The organism is Streptomyces herbicida (genome assembly GCF_032656585.1).
Taxonomy (GTDB): Bacteria; Actinomycetota; Actinomycetes; order Streptomycetales; family Streptomycetaceae; genus Streptomyces; species Streptomyces herbicida.
Window position 1 is genome coordinate 265,778 of the sequence record NZ_JAUYWJ010000001.1, and the last position, 22,087, is coordinate 287,864.

Genomic DNA, 22,087 nt, shown 5'->3' on the forward strand with positions numbered 1-22,087 from the left:
ATGTTCTTCACCTACCTGAGGCGCGAACTGCGCCGCCGCAGAAAGGCGGCCCTCGTCGTCGCCTCCGGTCTCGCGCTGGGCATAGCGCTGGTCATCGTGGTCAACTCCGTGTCCAACGGCATGGGGAAGGCACAGGACAAGGTCCTCCAGTCGCTCTACGGCCTCGGTACGGACATGACCGTCACCAAGGCGGCGTCGGTGTCCACCGGGAACGCGCAGCGGCCGCGTTTCCAGTTCGACGCGCAGAACAACGGCGACTCCAAGTCGCAGAGCAGCGACCGGGTCATGGTGCAGGGCTTCACCACGCTCGCCTCCTCGACCGTCACCGAGGTCGCGGACCAGAAGGGCGTCTCCACCGCCGTCGGCGGACTGAGCCTCAACGTGGTGAAGGTCAGCGGACAGTTCACCCGCGGCCAGTTCCGGCAGAACCCGAACGCGGGCGGCAACCGGCAGGGCGGACCCGGCGGGGGCAACGGCCAGCCGCAGGGTGAGGTCCGGGGCGGCGGCGCCGACTTCGACATCAACCAGTACACGGTCTACGGCACCGACGTCACCAAGACGGTGCTCGGCCCGCTCACCTCGTCGAAGATCACCAGCGGCCGCACCTTCAGGACGACCGAGACGAACGCCAAGGTCGTCGTCGCCGACTCGGCCTACGCCAGGACGAAGAAGTACAAGGTCGGCTCCACGGTCACCATCAAGGGCGTCAAGTACAAGGTGATCGGCATCGCCACCGCCGACAGCGGTGACTCGGCGGCCAACCTCTACATCCCGCTCAAGCAGGCGCAGGCGCTGGCCGGCGAGAAGAACAAGATCACCACGGTCTACGTCAAGGCGACCGACTCGCAGCAGATCGACACCGTCAAGAGCGCCATCCAGAAGAACGTCTCCGGCACGACGGTCACCACCTCCGCCGACCTCGCCAAGACCGTATCCGGCTCGCTGTCCACCGCCTCCAGCCTGGCCGCCAACGTCGGCAAGTGGCTGTCCATCGCGGTGCTGGTCGCGGCCTTCCTGGTCGCCGGTCTGCTCACCTCCTCCGCGGTCTCCCGGCGCGTCCGTGAGTTCGGCACACTGAAGGCGCTGGGCTGGAAGTCGGGCCGGGTGACCCGGCAGGTGGTCGGCGAGGCCGTCGTCAACGGTCTGGCCGGCGGCGCCCTCGGCATCGCGCTCGGCCTGGCGGGCGCGTATGTCGTCACCGCGATCAGCCCCAGCCTGCAGGCCCAACTCGGTGGCGGCACGGGCGGCGGCTTCGGCGGCCCCGGCGGTGGCGGTCCCGGCGGCGGCTTCGCGGGCCCCGGCCGCCAGGCGGCAAAGACCCTGGAGGTCGCGCTCACGGCACCGGTCAGCGTGACGACGATCCTCCTCGCGGTGGGCCTGGCGGTGGCCGGCGGCCTGATCGCGGGAGCGTTCGGGGGCTGGCGGGCGTCGAGGCTGCGCCCGGCAGATGCATTGCGGCGCGTGGAGTAGCGGCCACTTGAAGGCACGGCTGAGCGATCCCACTCACGGGCGCGGGGCCGTATCGACATGCGGCTTCACCGCGCGGGCGCGAACGACCCCCACTCAGCCGCACCGAACGATGACGCGCACCACCCCAGGACCCTCCCAGGAGCCACCATGTACGACCTCAGAAACGTCAGCAAGCGCTACACCCGGGGCAAAGACACCATCCACGCCCTGGACGGCATAGACCTCACGATCGGCGACGGAGACAGACTCGTCATCCAGGGCCCCACCGGCGGCGGCAAGTCCACTCTCCTCCAGATGCTCGGCGGTCTCGACCGCCCCACTTCCGGCGAAGTCGTCCTCGACGGCACCGACCTGGCCAAGCTCCCCGAGGCCCGGCTGACCAAGGTCCGCAGCGAGAGCATCGGCTTCGTCTTCCAGTCCTTCAACCTGATCCCGACCCTCACCGCCCAGGAGAACGTCGAGACCGCCCTCGTACCGCTCGGCGTGAAGGTGAAGGACCGCCGCGAACAAGCAGCGGAGGCGCTGAAGTCGGTCGGACTCGGCGAACGCCTTGGCCACCTGCCCTCGGAGATGTCCGGAGGGCAGCAGCAACGCGTCGCCATCGCCCGCGCCCTGGTGAAGCAGCCCAAGGTGCTGCTCGCCGACGAACCGACCGGCAACCTCGACGAAGGCATGCGTGACGAGATCATGGAGGTTCTCGAGCGCATGTGGAAGGAGCTCGGGCTGACCTTCATCATGGTCACCCACGACTCCGCGATCGCGAAGAGGGCCCCGCGCCTGGCGACCATCCGCAAGGGGAAGATCACCGTGAAGGAGAACGCGGGCGCGTAGTCGACCGGACACGAGGCGTATAACACCGATCGCACGCGCTCAACTTCCCGATTTTGTAACGGTGTTCCACCCGGCGCGTAACAGTTCCGGGTAGCGCTTTCTCACCCTCCCCTCATCTATTGAGCCGTCAGATCACCCCCCGGCATACTGCGTTGTCCGGGGGGTTGACGTGCATGCGTACGGGACTGCCCCCGGCCGGGTGAACGGGGACTTCGCCAGCCCGGTACTCCATCTCCAGGGGGAGTTTTGCGCAGACAAGTGAAAAGAGCGGCTGCCGCAGGCGTGGCCACCGCAGCAGCCGTCGCCCTCGCCGCAGGCATGACCAGCCCGGCGTCGGCGAAGCCCGAGCAGCGCGCATCGGCCGCTGCCTCGTCGCTCACGTCCAAGCACCGCATCACCCTGATCACCGGCGACCGGGTCGCCGTCGACAGCAAGGGCCGGGTCGTCGGCCTGGAGAAGGCCAAGGGACGCGAACACATACCCTTCCAGCTCCGCAAGGTCGACGGACACACCCTCGTCATCCCCGCCGACGCGGCCAATCTGGTCGCCTCCGGCAAGCTGGACCAGCGGCTGTTCGACGTCACCGAACTGAACAAGGCCGCCACCCGCAAGTCCCTCAAGCACGGTCTGAAGGTCATCGTCGGCTACCGTGGCGCCGCCACCGCCGCCAAGGCCGATGTCCGTGACGCGGGCACGCTGCGTCGCAGCCTGAAGACCCTGAACGCGGACGCGGTGCAGACGCCGGCCAAGGAGACGCCCGAGCTCTGGGACGCGGTCACCAACGGCAGCAAGACCGCCTCCGGCATCGCGCACGTCTGGCTCGACGGGGTCCGCAAGGCCAGCCTCGACAAGTCCGTGCCGCAGATCGGCGCCCCCAAGGCATGGGCGGCCGGCTACACCGGCAAGGGCGTCAAGATCGCCGTCCTGGACACGGGTGTCGACACGACCCACCCGGACCTCAAGGACCAGGTGATCGAGTCCAAGAACTTCTCGGCCGCCGCGGACGCCACCGACCACTTCGGCCACGGCACGCACGTCGCGTCCATCGCGGCGGGCACCGGCGCCAAGTCGGGCGGCAAGTACAAGGGTGTCGCGCCCGACGCGAAGATCCTCAACGGCAAGGTCCTGGACGACACCGGCTCCGGTGACGACTCCGGCATCCTCGCCGGCATGGAGTGGGCGGCCCAGCAGGGCGCCTCCGTCATCAACCTCAGCCTGGGCGGCTATGACACGCCCGAGATCGACCCGCTCGAGGCCGAGGTCAACAAGCTCTCCACCGAGAAGGGTGTCCTGTTCGCGATCGCCGCGGGCAACGAGGGCCCCGAGTCGATCGGTTCGCCGGGCAGCGCGGACGCCGCGCTCACCGTCGGTGCCGTCGACAAGAGCGACAAGCTGGCCGACTTCTCCTCGACCGGCCCGCGCACCGGCGACGGCGCCATCAAGCCGGACGTGACCGCGCCCGGTGTCGACATCACCGCCGCCGCGGCCAAGGGCAGCGTCATCGACCAGGAGGTCGGTGAGAAGCCCGAGGGCTACCTGACCATCTCCGGTACGTCGATGGCCACCCCGCATGTCGCGGGCGCCGCCGCGATCCTGAAGCAGGAGCACCCCGACTGGGGCTACGCCGAGCTGAAGGGCGCCCTGACCGGCTCCGCCAAGGGCGGCAAGTACACGCCGTTCCAGCAGGGTTCGGGCCGCATCGCGGTCGACAAGGCGATCAAGCAGTCCGTGGTCGCCGACCCGGTCTCGGTGAGCTTCGGTGTGCAGCAGTGGCCGCACACCGACGACAAGCCGGTCACCAAGCAGCTGACGTACCGCAACCTGAGCACCAAGGACGTCACGCTCGACCTGGCCGCCACCGCCACCAACCCCAAGGGCCAGGCGGCTCCCGCGGGCTTCTTCAAGCTCGCCAAGACCAAGGTGACCGTCCCGGCGGGCGGCAAGGCCTCGGTCGACCTCACCGTCAACACCAAGCTGGGCGGCACCCTCGACGGCGCCTACTCCGCGTATGTGACCGCGACCGGCGGCGGCCAGACCGTCCGCACGGCCGCCGCGGTGCAGCGCGAGGTGGAGTCGTACGACGTCACGCTGAAGTTCATCGGGCGCGACGGCAACCCGGCCAAGTACTACGACGTCGACCTGGCGGGTGTCGCGGGCCTGGCAGGCGGCCGCGACCTCACGCCGTACGACCCCTCCGGCACGGTGAAGGTGCGCGCGCCCAAGGGCACGTACATCCTGAACTCGGCGCTGTTCGTGGACCCGGAGGACGGCACCAAGGGCATCGACTGGATCGCGCAGCCGAAGCTGACCGTCGGCAAGAGCCAGACGATCACCATCGACGCGCGCAAGGCCAAGCCGGTGGACATCACCGTCCCCGACGCGGCCGCCAAGTCGGCGTTCGCCTCCCCGGAGTTCGACGTCACGGTGGGCGACGGCTCGTACGGCTACGGCTGGTTCCTCGACACGTACGAGAACTTCCGCACCGCGGGTCTCGGCCCGCAGATCACCGACGGTTCCCTGTACCAGCAGTGGGACGGGCACTGGATCAAGGGTGACAACGAGCAGTACGACACCGTCGCCGGTACCCACGTCAAGCAGCTCGCCACCGGTTACACCAAGCACTACAAGGCGGGCGACCTGGCCACGGTGAAGGCCAACCTCGGTGCCGCCGCCAGCGGCAAGAAGGGCTCGGTCAACGCGGTCGGCTGGCTGCCGGAGAGCTCCGGTGGCTCCTCCATCGGCGTCCCGCAGGCGATCCCCAGCACCCGTACGCTGCACCTGTCCACTCAGAGCGGTGTGAAGTGGGGCATGGACTTCGAGCAGACCGCCGGGGTCGACTCGGACGGCTTCCCGATCACCGACGCGTACTACACGCTGGGTGCGGCGCAGACCTTCGCGGCCGGCAAGACCTACGAGAAGACCTTCAACACGGCGGTCTTCGGCCCGCACCTCAACGCGGACTACGGTCTGTTCCGGGACGGCAACGACATCTACGGCATGCTGCCGCTGTTCGCCGACGGCAACAAGCACGCCGGTTCGTCGGACTTCACCTCGGTGACCACCACCCTGTACCGCAACGGCACCAAGGTGGGCTCCACCAAGGACCCGATGTTCGGCGAGGAGCCCTTCAAGGTTCCCTCCGGCGACGCCGAGTACAAGCTGACCACCTCGGTCAAGCGCACGGTCAAGGTCGCGGCCGCCTCCACGCGGATCGACGCGAGCTGGACCTTCCACTCCAAGAAGCCGACCGGCAGCAGCATCGCCAAGCTCCCGGCCTCCACCCTCCGCTTCAACGCCAAGACCGGTCTGGACAGCCGCGTCGAGGCCGACAAGACGGTCACCTTCCCGGTCACCGTGGAGGGCGCGGCCGCGGGCAGCAACCTGAAGTCGCTGTCGGTGTACGTGTCGTACGACTACGGCCAGACCTGGAAGAAGGTCGAGGTCCGAGGCGGCAAGATCACCGTCAAGAACCCGGCCAAGGGCAAGGCCATCTCGTTCCACGCGAAGATCGCCGACAAGAAGGGCAACAAGTCGACGATCTCGATCTACAACGCCTACTACGGCAAGTGAGCCGTAATGGCTGAGTAGGCCGTGAGCGAACGGCCCGCCGGAAGTGCAGCTTCCGGTGGGCCGTCCGTGTTTGTGTGCACCCATGACGGCTCACACGGTCGAATACATCCGGTACCGCATTCCCGAGCAGCAGTCGGCGGAGTTCCTGGCCGCCTACACCCGCGCCGCGACGCACCTCGCGGCGGCACCGCAGTGCGTGGACTACGAGCTCACCCGCTGCGAGGAGGACCTGGAGCACTACGTCCTCCGGATCACCTGGAAGTCCACCGAGGACCATCTGGAGGGCTTCCGCAAGTCGGCCTCGTTCCCGCCGTTCTTCGCGGAGATCCGCCCGTACGTGGAGAACATCGAGGAGATGCGCCACTACGGGCCCACGCCGGTGCGGGGCACGGGCGCGGCGACCCCGACCCTCTACGACTGGGCGGGCGGCGAGGAGGCATTCTCCCGCCTGACCGAGGCCTTCTACGACAAGGTCCTCAAGGACGACCTCCTGGCACCGCTCTTCGCGGACCTGCCGGCCGAGCACGCCGCCCACGTCGCCCTCTGGCTCGGCGAGGTCTTCGGCGGGCCCGCCCGCTACTCCCAGACCCAGGGCGGCCACGGCCACATGGTCGCCAAACACTTCGGCCGCGACATCACCGAGGCCCAGCGCCGCCGCTGGGTCAACCTCATCCAGGACGCGGCGGACGAGGCGGGCCTGCCCACGGACGCGGAGTTCCGCTCGGCCTTCCTGGCCTACGTGGAGTGGGGCACACGACTGGCCCTCTACTTCTCCGGCCCCGACGCGAAGCCGCCGGCGGAGCAGCCGGTACCGAAGTGGAACTGGGGGGCCGCACCGCCGTACCAGGGGTGAGGGGATCCGTCAGGGGTTCAGACCGACGGTACGACCCTCGCCGCGTCCGTGCCCCAGCTGGCGAGCAGCCGCAGGGCCTCCGCCGACGGTGAGCCCGGGTCCGCGTGGTAGGTGATCAGGGACTGGTCACTGCCGTCCGTCATGCGGAACGACTCGAAGTTCAGCGACAGCTCGCCGACCAGTGGATGGTGCAGCCGCTTGACGCCATGGCTCTTCTCCTTGACGTCATGCGTCGCCCACAGGCGCCGGAAGTCCGGGCTCTTCACGGACAGCTCGCCGACCAGCGCCGACAGCCGGGGGTCGTCGGGATAGCAGCCGGCGTCCATCCGCAGCGCGCAGACGATGTCGATCGCCTTCTGCTCCCAGTCGACGAACAGCTCGTGGTACTCCGGCTTCAGGAACACCAGCCGAGCCCAGTTCCGCTCCGCCGCGGGCAGCTCTCCCCAGTCGCCGAAGAGGGCGGCGGCCATCCGGTTCCACGCCAGGATCTCCGAGCGCCTCCCGACGACATACGCCGGCACTCCGTCCAGCGCGTCCAGCAGCTGCCGCAGCGGCACCCGCACCTGCTGGGCGCGTGCCGACGCCTTCTTCTTGTGCTGCTTGCCCTTGGCGAGGTGGGTCAGATGCGCATGCTCGGCGTCGGACAGGCGCAGCGCCCGGGCGATCGAGTCCAACACCTCCACCGACACATTCCGCCCGTTGCCCTGCTCCAGCCGCGTGTAGTACGCCACGGACACCCCGGCCAGCTGCGCCAGCTCCTCGCGGCGCAGCCCGGGCACCCGGCGGTGCCGCCCGAAGTCCGGCAGCCCCACGTCCTCCGGCTTCAGCCGGGCCCGCCGGGTGCGCAGAAACTCGCTGAGCTCGGCGCGCCGGTCCAGGGAGTGGCCGGGGGCGGCAGTCTCGGGCTGTTGGTCCATACAGCCAGTATCGGACGCATTCCGTGGTCGTACGCCCAGGAACCTGACCCCGCCAGTGGTAGGCACGGCAGACGTACGCAAAGGTGTGGTCTGGGTGACCGCCGGGACGTGAGGCAGGCTGGAGCAGTGCCCGGCGGGAAGGCAGCCGGGCGCGTCACCCCTGCTAGGAGAACCACGCCATGACCACTGTTGCTGCGTACGCCGCGCCCGCCGCGAAGGCCCCGCTGGAGCGGACCACGATCGAGCGGCGCCCGGTCGGCGAGTTCGACGTCCTGATCGACATCAAGTTCGCCGGCATCTGTCACTCCGACATCCACCAGGCCCGTGAGGGCTGGGGCACGGCGATCTTCCCGATGGTGCCCGGCCACGAGATCGCCGGTGTCGTCTCCGAGGTCGGTTCCGGTGTCACGAAGTACCAGGTCGGCGACCGTGTGGGTGTCGGCTGCATGGTCGACTCCTGCCGCGAGTGCGACAACTGCAGGGCCGGTCTGCAGCAGTACTGCTCCAAGGGCGGCCCCGTCTGGACGTACAACGCCGTCGGCAAGGACGGCGAGCCCACCTACGGCGGCTACGCCGAGAAGATCGTCGTCGACGAGAGCTTTGTCGTCCGCATCCCCGACGGTCTCTCCCTGGACGTGGCCGCGCCGCTGCTCTGCGCCGGCATCACCACGTACTCCCCGCTGAGGCACTGGAACGCCGGCCCCGGCAAGAAGGTCGCCGTCGTGGGCCTCGGCGGCCTCGGCCACATGGGCGTCAAGATCGCGCACGCGCTCGGTGCGGAGGTCACCGTCCTGTCGCAGTCCCTGCGCAAGAAGGACGACGGCCTGAAGCTGGGCGCCGACCACTACTACGCCACCAGCGACCCGAAGACCTTCGAGGAGCTGAAGGGCACCTTCGACATCATCCTGAACACGGTCTCGGCGCCGCTCGACTTCGACGCCTACCTCTCGCTGCTGCGCACGGACGGCGCGATGGTGAACGTCGGCATCCCTGAGGAGCCGGTCCAGATCCTGCTGTCCTCGGTGTTCGGCAACCGCCGCAGCCTGAGCAGCTCCGGCATCGGCGGCATCCCGGAGACCCAGGAGATGCTCGACTTCTGCGCCGAGCACCACCTGGGCGCCGAGATCGAACTGATCGGCGCCGACAAGATCAATGAGGCGTACGAGCGGGTGGTGGCGAGCGACGTCCGCTACCGGTTCGTGATCGACACCGCGACGATCTGACGCGCCCTGCCCGGCCGCCGCAGTCCCGTACGCCGTGGGTCACTAAGGTAAGGCTTGCCTTGGTTTGTTGCGGAGTATGTTGGCAGGAGGAGGTGGACACGATGACTGTGCAGCTGAACCACACCATCGTCGCCGCGCACGACAGCCACGCCTCGGCCGAGTTCCTCGCCGGCCTTCTGGGGCTCGAAGTGGGCCCGGACTACGGCCCGTTCGTGCCCGTCGGGATACCCAACGGCGTGACGCTGGACTACATGGACACCGCCGGCGCCATCACCCCGCAGCACTACGCCTTCCTGGTCTCCGAGGGCGACTTCGACGCGATCTTCGCCCGCATCGGGGAGGCGGGCCTCACCTACTGGGCGGACCCGTTCCACAGCCGTGCCGGCGAGATCAACACCAACGACGGCGGCCGCGGGGTGTACTTCGACGACCCCTCCGGCCACCGCATGGAGATCCTCACCCGGCCCTACGGAAGCGGGAGTTGAGTCAGCGCACGGGGAACGCCCCGCCGTCGCCGTAGGACCGTACGAGCACGTCCTCGCCGCCGCTGCCGTCCGCCGGCCGCACCACGTGGGCGCGCCCGAGCCCCGAGACCCGGGCGGCCCCGTCGTCGCCCACCTCGACGAGCGTGTTCTCGTCGATGGCGACTCCGTACGGGACGTACCCGCGGGCGACCGCCGCGACGAGCCTCGGCAGCGTCCCCCACTGCGCGGCGTGCACGTCCACCCCGAACGGCACGAGCCCGAGCCCCGGCCGTACACCGATCTCCTCCAGGTCCTCCGCGGAGTCCTCCGGACACACCGGAACCCCGTCCAGGAGCCACCCGCCGACCACGGTGTGCCGCGCGGCGACGGCGGCGCCCGCCGAGAACCCGGCGTACGGGACACCGCGCTCGGCGAGCGCGCGCGGCAGCGCTTCGAGACACCCCGCGAACGCCTCCTGATACGCGGGCGTCAGCCCGCCGCACACCAGCACCCCGTCGAGATCCGCCACTGCCTCCGGCCCGAACCGCCCGCCCAGAGGCACGAGCAGCGGTACGGGCGTGCAGTCCCCGGCCTTGCGCAACGCCCCCTCGTAACGGGCGAACTGCGCGTTGCCGTCGCCCTCGTCCAGGATCACGCACCCGATGCGCGGGGCGTCCCCGGCCGCCCCCAGGAACGGCTCGTAGACCTCCACGGTGTCCCATCCGCCGCCCATCAGAAACGTACGGCTGCCCATCCCTGTCCCTCCCGTGTGGTGAGGGCGAATGTACGAGGAGGGAGCGGCGGCCGTCGACCGGATAAAAGGGCGAGTCGTCAGCGGGGGAGCGCCTGTTCGGCCCAGATGGTCTTGCCCCGTTCGTTGTAGCGGGTTCCCCAGCCCTGCGTCAGCTGGGTGATCAGGTAGAGGCCGCGTCCGCCCTCGTCCGTCTCCTGGGCCCGCCTGACATGGGGAGAGGTGCTGCTGCCGTCCGACACCTCGCAGATCAGGTTGCGGTCGCGGATGAGCCGCAGGGTGATCGGCCCGCCGCCGTAGCGGATCGCGTTCGTCACCAGCTCACTGACGATCAGTTCGGTGGTGAACGCCTCCTCCTCCAGCCCCCACCGCGCCATCTGCCGCGCCGCCAGCTCCCTCGCCCGGCCGACCTGCTCGCCCCGCGCCTCTATCTCCCAGGCGACATGACGGTCCGCGGACAGCCCGACCGTCCGGGCCGCGAGGACGGCCACGTCGTCCTGATGGCGCGTCGGCAGCAGCTCGCGGATCAGCGTGTCGCAGACCTCCTGCGGGGTTGCCGACGACGGCGTACGGGAGAGGACGTCGCGCATGCGGCGCAGCCCGGTGTCGAGATCCCGCACCCGCGATTCCAGCAGGCCGTCGGTGTAGAGCACCAGCAGGTCACCGTCGCCCAGGGTGATCTCGCGCTGCTCGAACACGACACCGCCCAGCCCCAGCGACGGGCCGCCGGGCAGCTCGACGAAGTCGACGGCGCCCTCCGCCGACACCACCGCGGGCGGCGGATGACCCGCGCGGGCCAGCAGACAGCGGCGCGACACGGGGTCGTACACCACGTACAGGCAGGTCGCTCCCGCCGCCTGGGCCGCCTCGTCGCCGCGCTCGTCCAGGAAGCGGTTCATCTGGTCGTCCAGATGGGTGAGGAGCTCGGCGGGGGACAGATCGAGATCCGCGAGCGTGCGTACGGCGCTGCGCAGTCGTCCCATGGTCACGGCGGACTGCAGATCGTGTCCGACCACGTCGCCCACCACGAGCGCCACCCGGGCGCCGGACAGGGGGATCACGTCGAACCAGTCGCCACCCAGTCCCGTGTGCCCGCTCGCCGGCAGATAGCGGGACGCCGTCCGCAGGGAAGTCGGCGAGGGCAGCCGCTGGGGGAGCAGGCTGCGCTGGAGGGTCAGCGCCGTCGTCCGTTCCCGGTGGTACCGGCTGGCGTTGTCGGCGCACACCGCCGTGCGGGTCACGATCTCCTCGGCCAGCAGCACGTCGTCCGGTTCGAACGAGAGGGGGCTGCGGGAGCGCATGAAGACGGCGGCGCCCAGGGCGACACCGCGGGCGAACATGGGGACGAGCAGCCAGCAGTGGATCCCCGGCCCGCCGTCCGGCGACCGGCCGGGGCCGACGGCGGAGGGAACGGTGTGCAGCTGCTCCTGCGTCAGGAGGACGGATTCGCCTTTCGCCAGGGCGTCCAGGAACGGCGAGCCGGGGTCCGTCGCCCGCACGTCGGGGTCACCCACCTGCACCGTCCCGGCACCGTCCGGGCCCATGTCCTCGGCCGCGCCGATGCACGCGGCCCGGCGGAGCAACGGGGGATACGGCTGCCGGCCGCCGGCCGGCTCCCTGCCCGGGAAGAGTGAGTCCAGCAGGTCGACGTAGCAGATGTCGGCGAAGTCCGGCACCGCGACATCGGCCAGCTCCCGGGCGGTGCGCCACAGGTCCATGGTGGTGCCGATCCGGGTGGCGGCCTCGTTCGCCAGCACCAGCCGCTCGCGCGCTCTGACTCGCTGGGTCACGTCGGACACCACATGCGCCAGCGCGATCACCGTCCCCGACGCGTCCCTGAGGGGCAGGATCGACTCGGACCACACGTACTCGCCCGGCGAATTGGGCACGGGGCGGCCGATCACCTCGGTGTCGAGGAGCGCCTTGCCCGTCTTCAGCACCTGGCGCTGGCGGGCCTCCAGGGCGTCGAAGTCGATCAGACCGGGCGGAGCCATCTCCCGCATGGTGTGCCCGGCGTACTCGGTCCGCCGGAACACTCCGGCGCGTTGCTCCGTGAGGTTCTGGGCGACGAAACGCAGCTGTGTGTCGAAGACGTCAATGTGGAACGGGGAGTCGGTGAACAGCCCCTTCAGCAGGGCGCGCCCGAACTCGTAGGTGCGCAGCGCCTCCGGGCCGGCCGCCTGCACGAGCCACTGGCGTTCACCGTTCGCGGAGGTGAGGGGGCGGGCCCAGACCTCGGCCTCCACCGGCGTTCCGTCGCGCCGTCGCAGCACCAGGGTCCGCCGACGGTCGCCCATGTCCCAGTGCAGCATGATGTCCGCGACGTCGGCGGGGTCGTGGAGGAGCTCGTCCGCGCGACGGCCCAGCACCTCCTCCGCCGCGTGTCCCAGTATCGCGCGGGCTCCCGGCCCCCAGGCCGTCACCCGGCCGCGGGCGTCCAGCAGGGCGTCCGCCTCGCCTCCGGGCTCCGGGAACTCCCCGCCTCCGCGGAAGGTGATGTCACGCATCCCGCACCTCGTCGAGCACATCCGTGCCGGTGTGCCGGAAGAACGGATGTGAGTGTTTTGTGGATGTAAGCGTTTTACGGCACTTGCCCACATAGGTATTCCCGACGCCACGCGCGGCAACCGCCCCGATCGCTCGGCGTCGTGGGCCGATTCCGCTGCGCGACTGCGCGACTGTGCGGTGAGGACCTCAAAGGCGGCTGTACGTCTCGATGTCCTCGGTGAACTCCTCGATCGCCCGTGCGGTGAGCGTCGGCCGGGTGTCCGCGATGGCGGTCATGTAGTCCTCGGTGGTGGCCGGAGCGCCCCGGCGATGCGTGACCTCGCGTTCGAATGCCGTCTGCGCGCCCTTGCGGGCGGCGTATTCGATGTCGGCCGGGGTGAACAACTCGCTGGCCTCGACCAGCCGGGTGAGATCCACGGAGTCGGCGGCGGTCCGGAGATAGCGGGCCCAGATCGCGGCCCGGGCGGTGGGGTCCGGAGGGCCGATGGGGATGACGTAGTCGAACCGGCCCGGCCGCAGAAAAGCCGCGTCGAGGGACCGTACCGAGTTGGTGGCGCACGTCAGCATGCGTGTGTCGTGCTCACGGAAGACGGGGATCAGTTTGAGCAGCTCATTGGTCACCCCGTGGCCCGGATCGACGGCCTTGCCGGACCGGGCGCCGGCGATCTCCTCGACCTCGTCGATGAAGAGCAGCACCGAGTCCAGTTCCGCCAGGTCCGCGAACGCCTGGCGCAACGCCACGGCCAGTCCCTCGCTCGTGTCGGCGGCGAGCCGGGACGGGAAGAGTTCCACGAACGGCCAGCCGAGCCGGGAGGCCACCGCTTTGGCGAAGCTGGTCTTCCCCGTGCCGGGCGGACCGAACAGGATGACCGCCTTCGGCGGGGCGACGCCGAAGCGGTCGGCCAGCGCCGGCTCCGTCAGCGGAAGCACCACACGGCGTTCGACGACCTGCTTCTCCCGCTCCATGCCGGCCATGGCGTCCCAGAGCCCGTCGGGCAGCATCCGGCCGCCCAGCGCGGCCAGGACCTCGGCGTTGGCGGTGTCATCCGGCTCGATCTTCTCGTAGTAGGTCAGGTCGTCGCGGAACCGGTACCCGGAGTTCTCCAGCGCCTTCGTCCCGGCGGCCCCGGCGGGCAGCAGGGCGCTGATCCGCCGTACGCCGAGTGCCCGCAGGCGTCGTTCCAGCTCGGCGAGGAGGGCACTGCCGATGCCGCGCTCGCGCCAGCGGGAGGCGAGCGCCACCAGCAGGACCCAGCCTCGCGTACCGCCCGTCTGCGCCACGGCCATGCCGACCAGCTCGTCGCCGACCACCGCGACCACGGCCGTCTGACCGCTCTGTGCCGCGGCCATCACCTCGGAGACCGGAAACACGGGGTCCTCGTCGGCCGGCCGGCTCTGTTCCCAGATCCGGATCGCCTGGTCGAGATCGCTGTCGTGATAGTCACGCAGATGCCATGCGGGCATGGCCGTCACCTCACCCGGCCCGGGAGTGCCATTGTCTCCCTGAGGGCGTCACGCGACGAGCGGAGCGGGCGGCTCGTTCTCGGCGGTCCTCAGACGAGGTAGAGGTACTGCCGACCTGCGCGATGGAACCGTCGCGCGACCTGGATACCACCCGGGCCCACGCGAGCCCAGTTCGCCGGATGGCATTGCTGCAGTCCCACAGGTCGTACGGGCCGGCGGGGGATTTTGATTCGCATTGACGATGACGATGAATTGCCCCGCAGCGCCGTCCCAGTTGCAGTTCCAGCTCATGACGTTGGCATTGCGTGGGTCGGTGCCGGGCGCGACGAGACGGACGGCTGTGTCGTAGTAGTCCGGATCATGGAGATCCTGCACCTGCTGGGCCCTGATGTAGTTCGGGTTGCCGGCGTCACGCATGCGGTCTCTCCTTACCCCGGAATCAGCTCCGCGGTCCGCTCCCCGTTTCCGGAGATTCTGAGCACTTCCTGATGGAATTTCGAGTAGACCTGCGCCGCGCGGTCGAGGGCTCGCTCGATGTCCGTCGGCTCCATGTGCATGGCGTTCAACTGCCCCCGGTACAGGTACAGGAAGGTGTTGCACCCGATCTTCCCGAGGTCGACGCCGATTGGGCAGGGCACCCCTGTTCCGCCAAGAGCGGGGCGGAGCCGGACTCGGGGTTCTTTTCTGCGTCCATTGAGGCGATCACTCGACCGGTCTGCCGTCCTGATTCTCCAGTCTGCCTGTATAAGGGAGCGGTTCCCGCTGCAGTACACAGGAGATCCTGATGGTAGCCACCGCGCCGCTGCCCCCACCACGCGCAGAGATGCAGAGTGCGGAGGCGGTCGCGCCAGGAAGACACCGGATGCAGCCGCTGCTGTGGCCATTCGTTCTCACCTTCGGCGTGACCAGCTACGGTCTGACGGCTCCCGTGCTGGGGCGCGACGAACTGATCACCTGGGACGTGGTGACCCGCGACGCAGGACACATCCTTGTCACGCTGCACAATGTCGACGTCGTGCACGGCGCGTATTACCTGCTGATGCACCTGTGGGTGAGTCTCTTCGGTGACTCCGTCGTTTCCATGCGGCTTCCCTCGGTTTTGACCGCGTCCGGAGCCGCGTCCGTCCTGAGCCTGATCGGGAACCGGCTCTTCGGGTTGCGAGCCGGAATTCTCGCGGGAACTCTCTTCGCGCTCGTTCCGGCCGTGAGTCGCTACGCTCAGGAGGCACGCAGCTATGCCCTGGTGATCCTCCTCGCAGCACTCGCGACCCTCCTGCTGCTCAAGGTGCTCGACCACCCTCGCAGCCCCGGGCACTGGATCGCATACGCACTCACGCTGGTCGGCCTCGGACTGCTCCACGTGATCGCGTTGTCCCTCGTAGCAGCCCACGCCTGCCTGCTCGGGGCCCATGCGCGGCGTGACCGCTCCTTGTGGTGGAAGTCTGCCCTCGTCCTCCTGGCTGTCGTCGCCTTGCTCGCCCCGGTCGTCCTGCTCAGCCGGTCCCAGGCCGACATCCAGCTGGGCTGGATTCCGGTGCCCGACGGGTGGGCGCTCCTCTCCATCTGGCAGGACATCTTCGCCTCCGGGGCATGCGCCGGAGTGGTGATCGCGCTGGCCCTACTGGCTCGCTCGCCGCGCACGGCTGCGCTGCTCATGTGCGCCGTCTGGGGCGTCCTGCCCCCCGTGCTCGTGTGGCTCGCCTCCCAGGGCGACGTCTCCTACTTCCGCCCCGTGTACTTGCTGTTCACCGTCCCTGCCTGGGTCCTTCTCGCCGGCGCCGGCCTCAGCACCGCCTGTCGCTCCTGGAATGCAGCAGCGGCTCTCCTCGCGGTGCTGGCCGTCCTGAGCCTGTTCGACCAGAGACAAGTGCGACAGCCGTTCGACCACGACGGCCCCATCTTCCAGCTCCCCCTCGACTACAGGTCCGCGGCGGACCTGATCAGGAAGAACTACCGGCCCGGGGACGCCGTCGTCTACGACCGTGAGCACGCGTGGAAGGTCGACACCGGAGTCCAGTACTACCTGCCCCGCGGCCTCGAGATGCGCGACGTGTTCCTGCGGAGTGCTCCGCGGCAGATCAACCAGCTCTACGCGATCGACTGCTTCGTGCCGGACAGGTGCCTGAGGGGCGAGCAGCGCATCTGGCTCCTGGCCCACGGTGCCGACCAGAACCCGTTCAACGCCATCAACCAGGGCCAGGCCTCCGCGCTGCGGAACTGGTACGAGCCGTCCTGGAGCCGATCGTTGCCGGGGATGACCGTCACCCTGCTCGTACGCAACGACAAGCACTGGCCTTCTCCCCGGACCCGTGAAGGGGGCTGACCAGCCCACAGCGCGGCGCATCACGGGTGCCGCCAGGTACGCCACGGTCGGGTGATGGTCTCGCGGAAGGTGTCGGCTCCGCATCCGGCTCACGGTCCGGCGTCAGCGTCCGCGTCGCGTGACGGATCACGGATCGCACCGTCACAGACCCCGCACCGCCCGCAAGTTGGCCTGGTACTCCCCGACCCTGCGCCTTACCGGGTCGTGGACCGGCTCTCCGTACCGGGCACTCCAGGTGTCGGTGTTCGGCTCGACCGTGAGCAGCTCCTCGCGGCCCACGACCTGTACCGGCAGAAGGCGCTGTCAGACCGCGACGACAGCCTGGCCATGCAGTACCTCGTCAAGGACTGGACCTTCGACGGCAGACGCCGCTGCCTGGTACGGCCGTGGACCGGCCTCGGTCCGAGCGGCGGCGCCCCTTGGCCCGTCCGGGTGGACAACGGCGGGCGGGCGGACCGGGATCGAACGGATGATGCCCCCTCCAGCCGATCATGAGAGCCGGCGGGGCGAACAAGTCTCGGCCCTCTCATATCGCTTTCCGGGGTTGGTATATGAACCGCACGCGCAGACCGGTGACTCGCCTCCGGCTGACGGGCCGTCGGCTGCCGGGGTTCCTGACCGCATTGCTGACGGCCTGTCTGTTGCCCGTGGTGTCAGGAGCGTTGCCGCTGCTGTCGGCCTCGCCGGCCCACGCCGACGTGACGACCGTCTCGACCGACACGTTCCGTACCGGCTGGGACTCCAACGAGCCCGGTCTGTCGCCCTCCCAGGTGTCCAGCTCCGACTTCGGCCGGCAGTTCTCCACCGCCGTGGACGGCCAGGTCTACGCCCAGCCCCTGGTGGCCGGAAAGACCGTCGTCGCCGCCACCGAGAACGACAAGGCATACGGACTGGACTCGGCGACCGGAAAGATCAACTGGACGCGGGACTTCGGTGCGCCATGGCCGGCTTCGGCCATCGGCTGTGGTGACCTGACGCCCAACATCGGGGTGACCTCGACCCCCGTGTACGACCCGGCCACCAAGACCGTCTACCTCACCGCGAAGGTCAATGACGGTCCCGACACCAAGCATCCCAACTGGTACGTCCACGCCCTCGACGCGGCCACCGGCGCCGAGCGCAGCGGCTGGCCGGTGAAGGTGCAGGGCGCTCCGGTGAACGACCCCGGCCACCCGTTCAACGCGTACAGCGCCGCCCAGCGCCCCGGCCTGCTCCTGATGAACGGATCGGTCTACGCGGCCTTCGCCTCGTACTGCGACCTCGGCACCTACGTCGGCTATGTGCTGGGCGTCAACACCACGACCCGCGCGACCACGCTGTGGGCCACCGAGGACTCCGCCGCCAACGGCCAGGCCGGCATCTGGATGAGCGGCGGCGGCCTGGTCTCCGACGGGCCCGGCCGGATCCTCTTCACCACCGGCAACGGAGTCTCCCCGGCGCCCGGCCCCGGCTCCAAGCCTCCGGGCCAGCTCGCCGAGTCGGTGGTGCGGCTGGGCGTCAACAGCGACGGCACGATGTCCGCCCAGGACTTCTTCAGCCCCACCAACGCTCCGCAGCTCGACCAGAACGACACCGACCTCGGCTCGGGAGGCCCGGTCGCGCTGCCCGGCTCGCCCTTCGGCACCAGCCAGCATCCCCACCTCCTGGTGCAGATCGGCAAGGACGGCCGGCTCTTCCTGCTCGACCGGGACAGCCTCGGCGGCCGCAGCCAGGGGCCCGGCGGTACCGACGCGGTGCTCGGCAACTTCGGTCCGTACGAGGGCGTCTGGGGGCACCCGGCCGCGTACGGGGGCGAGGGCGGCTATGTGTACACGATCGGCAGCCACGGCCCGCTGCGGGCCTTCGCCTACGGGGTCACGGGCTCGGGACTGCCCGCGCTGTCCAGTGCGGGCGCGAGTACCGGCACCTTCGACTACACCACGGGCTCGCCGGTGGTCACCTCCACCGGCACCACACCCGGTTCCGCCCTCGTCTGGGCCGTCTACCCGGACGGCGGCAACAGCCAGCTGCGCGCCTATGATGCCGTGCCGGTGAACGGAACGATGAAGCTGCGCTGGTCCGGCCCGATCGGCGTCGCGTCCAAGTTCACCGTGCCCGCCACCGACGGCGGACGGGTCTACGTCGGCACGAAGGACGGCCATGTGCTCGCCTTCGGCCGCCCGTCGAACACCGCGCTGACCGGCAACCCGGTCGACTTCGGGAAGGTACAGGTGGGCAGTACCGGCAAGGCCACGGCCACCGTCACCGCGACGCGTGACGTGACCGTCACAGCGGTGTCCACGCCGTCGGGCAGCAGGTTCTCCGCCGCACCCACCGGCCTTCCGGCAACGCTGCACACCGGCGACACGTACTCGGTGCCGGTCTCGTTCTCACCGGCGACGTCCGGGGCGGACAGTTCGGTACTGAACTTCACCACCGATACCGGCACGACCGGACTCGGCCTGACCGGATACGGCGTCCAACCCGGCCTCAAGGCCGTCCCGGCCACGCTGGCCTTCGGCACGGTGGCCACCGGCACGTCCAAGACACTGGGTGTGAGCTTCACCAACACCGGTACCCAGGCCGAGACGATCTCGGCCACCAGTGCCCCGAGCGCCCCCTTCAGCGTCACCGGTCTGCCCGCGGCCGGCACCGTCGTCCAGCCCCAGCAGTCCGTCACCGTCCAGGTGAAGTACACCCCGACGGCCGCCGGGGACAACGCCGGGACACTTTCGGTCACCGGGCAGAACGGCACGGCGACCGTGAGCCTGACCGGCACGGCGGTGACCGGCCAGGCGCGGCTGACGGTCACGCCCACCTCCACCGACTTCGGGCAGGTACCGGTCGGGCAGTCGGTCACCAAGACCTTCGACATCAGCAACACGGGCAACATCCCGCTCACCATCACCAAGGCGGCACCGCCCACGGCTCCGTTCCAGGTCAGCAATCCGATCAGCGAGGGTCAGGTCATCGGCCCGGAGGACGTGGTGCACCAGTCCGTCACCTTCTCCCCGACGTCCGCCGGTGCCGTCACCGGCACCTACCTGCTCACCTCGGACGACGGCCGGGGCCCGCAGAACGAGACGCTCACCGGCACGGGAACCGTGGCCGGCACCGGGGTCACCGTCCCGGCGCCCGCGGCCGGCGGCTGGAAACTCAACGGATCCGCGCAGCTCTCCGGCAACGACCTCCAGCTCACCCAGGCCGCAAGCGACCAGGCGGGCTCCGCGGTCTTCCCCGTCCCGGTGGTGACCGACGGCCTCAAGGCGAAGTTCACGACCGTCATCGGCGGCGGGGGCGGCGCCGACGGCCTGACCTTCAGCCTCTTCGACCCGGCCAGGACCACCCCGAGCGCGCTCGGCGGCAAGGGCGGGGGCCTCGGCTGGTCGGGACAACCGGGCGTGGCGGTCACCTTCGACACGTACCGCAACGGGTCCGACCCGTCGTCGAACTTCGTCGGCATCGCCACCGCGGCGAGCGGCGACGACCTCACCTACGCGGCGACCACGTCCGCCGTGCCCAACCTGCGCTCGGGCACCCACGCCGTTTCCGTCTCCGTCACAGGAACCACCCTCACGGTCACCATGGACGGCACCCAACTGCTCCGGACCGCGGTGCCCTCGCTCGGCCCCACGGCGCTGCTGGGCTTCACCGGCGGCACCGGCGGGCTCACCGACATCCACACGGTGCGGGACGTGGGCATCACCGCCCCCTCGTACGCGGTGCCGCCGCCCGGCCCCAACGGCTGGACCTTCAATGGCTCGGCCGGGCTGTCCGGCACCGACCTGGTGCTCACCAAGACGGCCATGAACACCAAGGGGTCCGCCATCCAGGCCACCGCCGTACCGTCGGCGCGACTGCAGGCGCACTTCACCGCTTCGATCGGCGGCGGGAGCGGTGCCGACGGCCTGGCCTTCCTCCTGCTCGACGCCGCCAAGGCGCCCCCCACGGCGCTGGGCGCGGGTGGCGGCGGCCTCGGCTATGCGGGACTGCCGGGCATCGCCGTCGCCCTGGACACCTATCGCAACGGCAACGACCCTTCGGGCAACTTCGTCGGAGTGGCCGTCGGCGGAACCGGCGACAGCCTGCAGTACGCGGCCACCTCGACCGCGATTCCCGCCCTGCGGTCCGGTACCCACGCGGTCGACGTGAGCGTGACGGCCGCCGGGCACCTGCTGGTCAGCCTGGACGGCAAGCAGATCATCGACACCGCGGTGACCCTGCCCCAGAACGTACGGGTCGGGTTCAGCGGGGCCACCGGTGGATACACGGACAATCACACGGTCCTCAGCGGCGTCAAGATCGCCTACTGAGGCTCCGGTGGGCTGAGGAGAACACCATGCAGAGACCGATGACTCCCTTTCTGGCCGCCCTGGCCGTCGCGTCCTGCATGGCCGCGGCCCCGCAGCGGCACCCCGCGGCAGCGCCCACGCCCCCGCCGTTGACCGTCATGGTCGAGTACACGGGCACCCTGGGCCGCGTCCTCACGGCCCCGGACGGACGCACGCTCTACCGCTACGACCGTGAGGACGGCGGGACCGTCGCCTGTGTCGCGACCTGCACGGACACCCGTAGGCCATTTCTCACCCGACCCGGCACCGAACTCCGGCTGCCGCCCGGCATCGCCGGCAGGCTCGGCACGGTCTCCCGCCCCGACGGCGGCGATCAGGTCACGTACGACGGTTCGCCTCTCTACACCTACACCGCGGACGAGCAGCCGGTCGACACCAACGGAGAGACCCTCCACTGGCATGTGATCCAGCCGCGCAATGCCCGGGCGGCCTAGGTGTGTTGACCTTCGGGGGAGGGCGCGGCCCTCCCCCCGGCGGGACGTCACCGGTGAGCGAGCAGATTGCTGTTGATTTGCTCGAGGCTACCGGAGAGCAGTGATAGCAGGTCGCAGAAAATCTGTAGCCGGATTCGAGCGCATGAGTGCCCTGCCTGCTTCTGCCCTGTTCCGCCGCTCATCATCACGCTGGATGTAATGGCGGCAGGTATCGGCGATCTTGGCGTAGTCAGTGAAGGCCAGACCTGAGGCGAGCCGCGCTTCCTCTTCGGTGTCACAGCCGTGCTCGGACACCACGAACCTGCCGTTGGCCAACAAGTAGGAAACTCTTACGATCTCGAAGACCTTGGCCTCGTAGAAGTGAATGTTCAACACGATCTTCGCTCTGGCCAGCAGAGCATCGCGGGCTTCGCCATACACGCCAAACCGGGCAACGGCGTTGAACCCCTCCGAGGCGAGCTGCCGGATCGGAGCGAGGCGACGTTCGTTCAGCGAGCCGATGAACAGCACATCAATGTCCTCCTCGGCCATTGGTCGCATCCGCTCCAACTCGGCAACATGGCCAATGGGTACATGGCTGACGCCGTCCACACCCATGCGCTCGAGTTCGGCGACGTTACGCGCGCTGTAGTCCCAGATTGTGTGTTTTCGGAACAAGTCCAGCATCCCTTGTGTGATCCAAGGGGAACGATCGGAGACCTGCTCCAAGTTATATAGGATGGAATTCTCTGGCAGGATATCGGTTGGATTCGGGTGACGCCCTAGAAGGTTGGATCCAAAAATGATGTGCCTGCGACCGGGCAGTCGAAGATCGTGGGTCAGTACACTGTCATGGCCGAGCTGCAGCAATGCCAAATGAACGGTCGTGGCGACCTCTTTGAACGCTTCCCAATGCTGATACCCCGGTGGGCGAAGGACAGTTACCGCGAACCGCACAAACCTCTCCTT

General features: G+C 69.3%; 17 protein-coding genes. 10 read left to right on the forward strand and 7 right to left on the reverse strand.

Annotated elements, in window-relative coordinates:
• The 4 genes from Q8A52_RS01190 (at position 1) to Q8A52_RS01205 (ending at position 6,724) form a co-directional block, all read left to right on the forward strand.
• Positions 1-1,470 (forward strand): ABC transporter permease, encoded by a 1,470-nt coding sequence (locus Q8A52_RS01190; protein WP_316747778.1) that lies wholly within the window; start codon positions 1-3, stop codon positions 1,468-1,470.
• A 147-nt stretch (positions 1,471-1,617) separates the two neighbouring features.
• On the forward strand, positions 1,618-2,301 hold the full coding sequence (locus Q8A52_RS01195) for an ABC transporter ATP-binding protein (protein WP_316747780.1): 684 nt from the start codon (positions 1,618-1,620) through the stop codon (positions 2,299-2,301).
• Positions 2,302-2,559: 258 nt separating this feature from the next.
• On the forward strand, positions 2,560-5,871 hold the full coding sequence (locus Q8A52_RS01200) for a S8 family serine peptidase (protein WP_316747782.1): 3,312 nt from the start codon (positions 2,560-2,562) through the stop codon (positions 5,869-5,871).
• 82 nt (positions 5,872-5,953) lie between these two features.
• On the forward strand, positions 5,954-6,724 hold the full coding sequence (locus Q8A52_RS01205; protein WP_316747784.1) for a group II truncated hemoglobin: 771 nt from the start codon (positions 5,954-5,956) through the stop codon (positions 6,722-6,724).
• 17 nt (positions 6,725-6,741) lie between these two features.
• Here Q8A52_RS01205 and Q8A52_RS01210 read toward each other — a convergent pair whose 3' ends face one another.
• Positions 6,742-7,641: a helix-turn-helix domain-containing protein gene (locus tag Q8A52_RS01210; protein WP_316747787.1), complete on the reverse strand. Its 900-nt coding sequence runs from the start codon at positions 7,639-7,641 to the stop codon at positions 6,742-6,744.
• 179 nt (positions 7,642-7,820) lie between these two features.
• On the opposite strand from Q8A52_RS01210, the gene Q8A52_RS01215 reads away from it, so the two are divergent.
• Positions 7,821-8,864, forward strand: a complete 1,044-nt coding sequence (locus tag Q8A52_RS01215) for an NAD(P)-dependent alcohol dehydrogenase (RefSeq protein ID WP_316747788.1) — start codon at positions 7,821-7,823, stop codon at positions 8,862-8,864.
• A gap of 101 nt (positions 8,865-8,965) precedes the next feature.
• A complete protein-coding gene (locus tag Q8A52_RS01220) occupies positions 8,966-9,349 on the forward strand; it encodes a VOC family protein (protein ID WP_316747790.1) in 384 nt (127 codons plus the stop codon).
• Between the two features lies 1 nt (position 9,350).
• Here the strand turns inward: Q8A52_RS01220 and Q8A52_RS01225 are convergent, their stop codons facing one another.
• From Q8A52_RS01225 to Q8A52_RS01245, 5 genes are all read right to left on the reverse strand, one after another.
• Positions 9,351-10,082 (reverse strand): Type 1 glutamine amidotransferase-like domain-containing protein, encoded by a 732-nt coding sequence (locus tag Q8A52_RS01225; RefSeq protein ID WP_316747792.1) that lies wholly within the window; start codon positions 10,080-10,082, stop codon positions 9,351-9,353.
• A gap of 77 nt (positions 10,083-10,159) precedes the next feature.
• Positions 10,160-12,586 carry a SpoIIE family protein phosphatase gene (locus tag Q8A52_RS01230; RefSeq protein ID WP_316747794.1) on the reverse strand — a complete coding sequence of 809 codons (2,427 nt, stop codon included), beginning with the start codon at positions 12,584-12,586 and terminating at the stop codon, positions 10,160-10,162.
• A gap of 187 nt (positions 12,587-12,773) precedes the next feature.
• Positions 12,774-14,051, reverse strand: a complete 1,278-nt coding sequence (locus Q8A52_RS01235; protein ID WP_316747796.1) for an ATP-binding protein — start codon at positions 14,049-14,051, stop codon at positions 12,774-12,776.
• 48 nt (positions 14,052-14,099) lie between these two features.
• Positions 14,100-14,468, reverse strand: coding sequence for a hypothetical protein (locus Q8A52_RS01240; protein ID WP_316747798.1), 369 nt, complete (start codon positions 14,466-14,468; stop codon positions 14,100-14,102).
• 11 nt (positions 14,469-14,479) lie between these two features.
• Positions 14,480-14,689, reverse strand: a complete 210-nt coding sequence (locus Q8A52_RS01245) for a hypothetical protein (protein WP_316747800.1) — start codon at positions 14,687-14,689, stop codon at positions 14,480-14,482.
• Between the two features lie 146 nt (positions 14,690-14,835).
• Between Q8A52_RS01245 and Q8A52_RS01250 the strand changes: the two genes are divergently transcribed.
• From Q8A52_RS01250 to Q8A52_RS01265, 4 genes are all read left to right on the forward strand, one after another.
• Positions 14,836-16,374, forward strand: a complete 1,539-nt coding sequence (locus tag Q8A52_RS01250) for a glycosyltransferase family 39 protein (RefSeq protein WP_316747802.1) — start codon at positions 14,836-14,838, stop codon at positions 16,372-16,374.
• A gap of 204 nt (positions 16,375-16,578) precedes the next feature.
• A complete protein-coding gene (locus tag Q8A52_RS01255; protein WP_316747804.1) occupies positions 16,579-16,869 on the forward strand; it encodes a hypothetical protein in 291 nt (96 codons plus the stop codon).
• A gap of 77 nt (positions 16,870-16,946) precedes the next feature.
• Positions 16,947-20,666 (forward strand): choice-of-anchor D domain-containing protein, encoded by a 3,720-nt coding sequence (locus Q8A52_RS01260; RefSeq protein WP_316747806.1) that lies wholly within the window; start codon positions 16,947-16,949, stop codon positions 20,664-20,666.
• A gap of 26 nt (positions 20,667-20,692) precedes the next feature.
• Positions 20,693-21,139 carry a COG4315 family predicted lipoprotein gene (locus Q8A52_RS01265; RefSeq protein WP_316747808.1) on the forward strand — a complete coding sequence of 149 codons (447 nt, stop codon included), beginning with the start codon at positions 20,693-20,695 and terminating at the stop codon, positions 21,137-21,139.
• Between the two features lie 87 nt (positions 21,140-21,226).
• Here the strand turns inward: Q8A52_RS01265 and Q8A52_RS01270 are convergent, their stop codons facing one another.
• Positions 21,227-22,075, reverse strand: coding sequence for a CgeB family protein (locus Q8A52_RS01270; protein WP_316747810.1), 849 nt, complete (start codon positions 22,073-22,075; stop codon positions 21,227-21,229).
• Between the last annotated feature and the right edge of the window lie 12 nt (positions 22,076-22,087).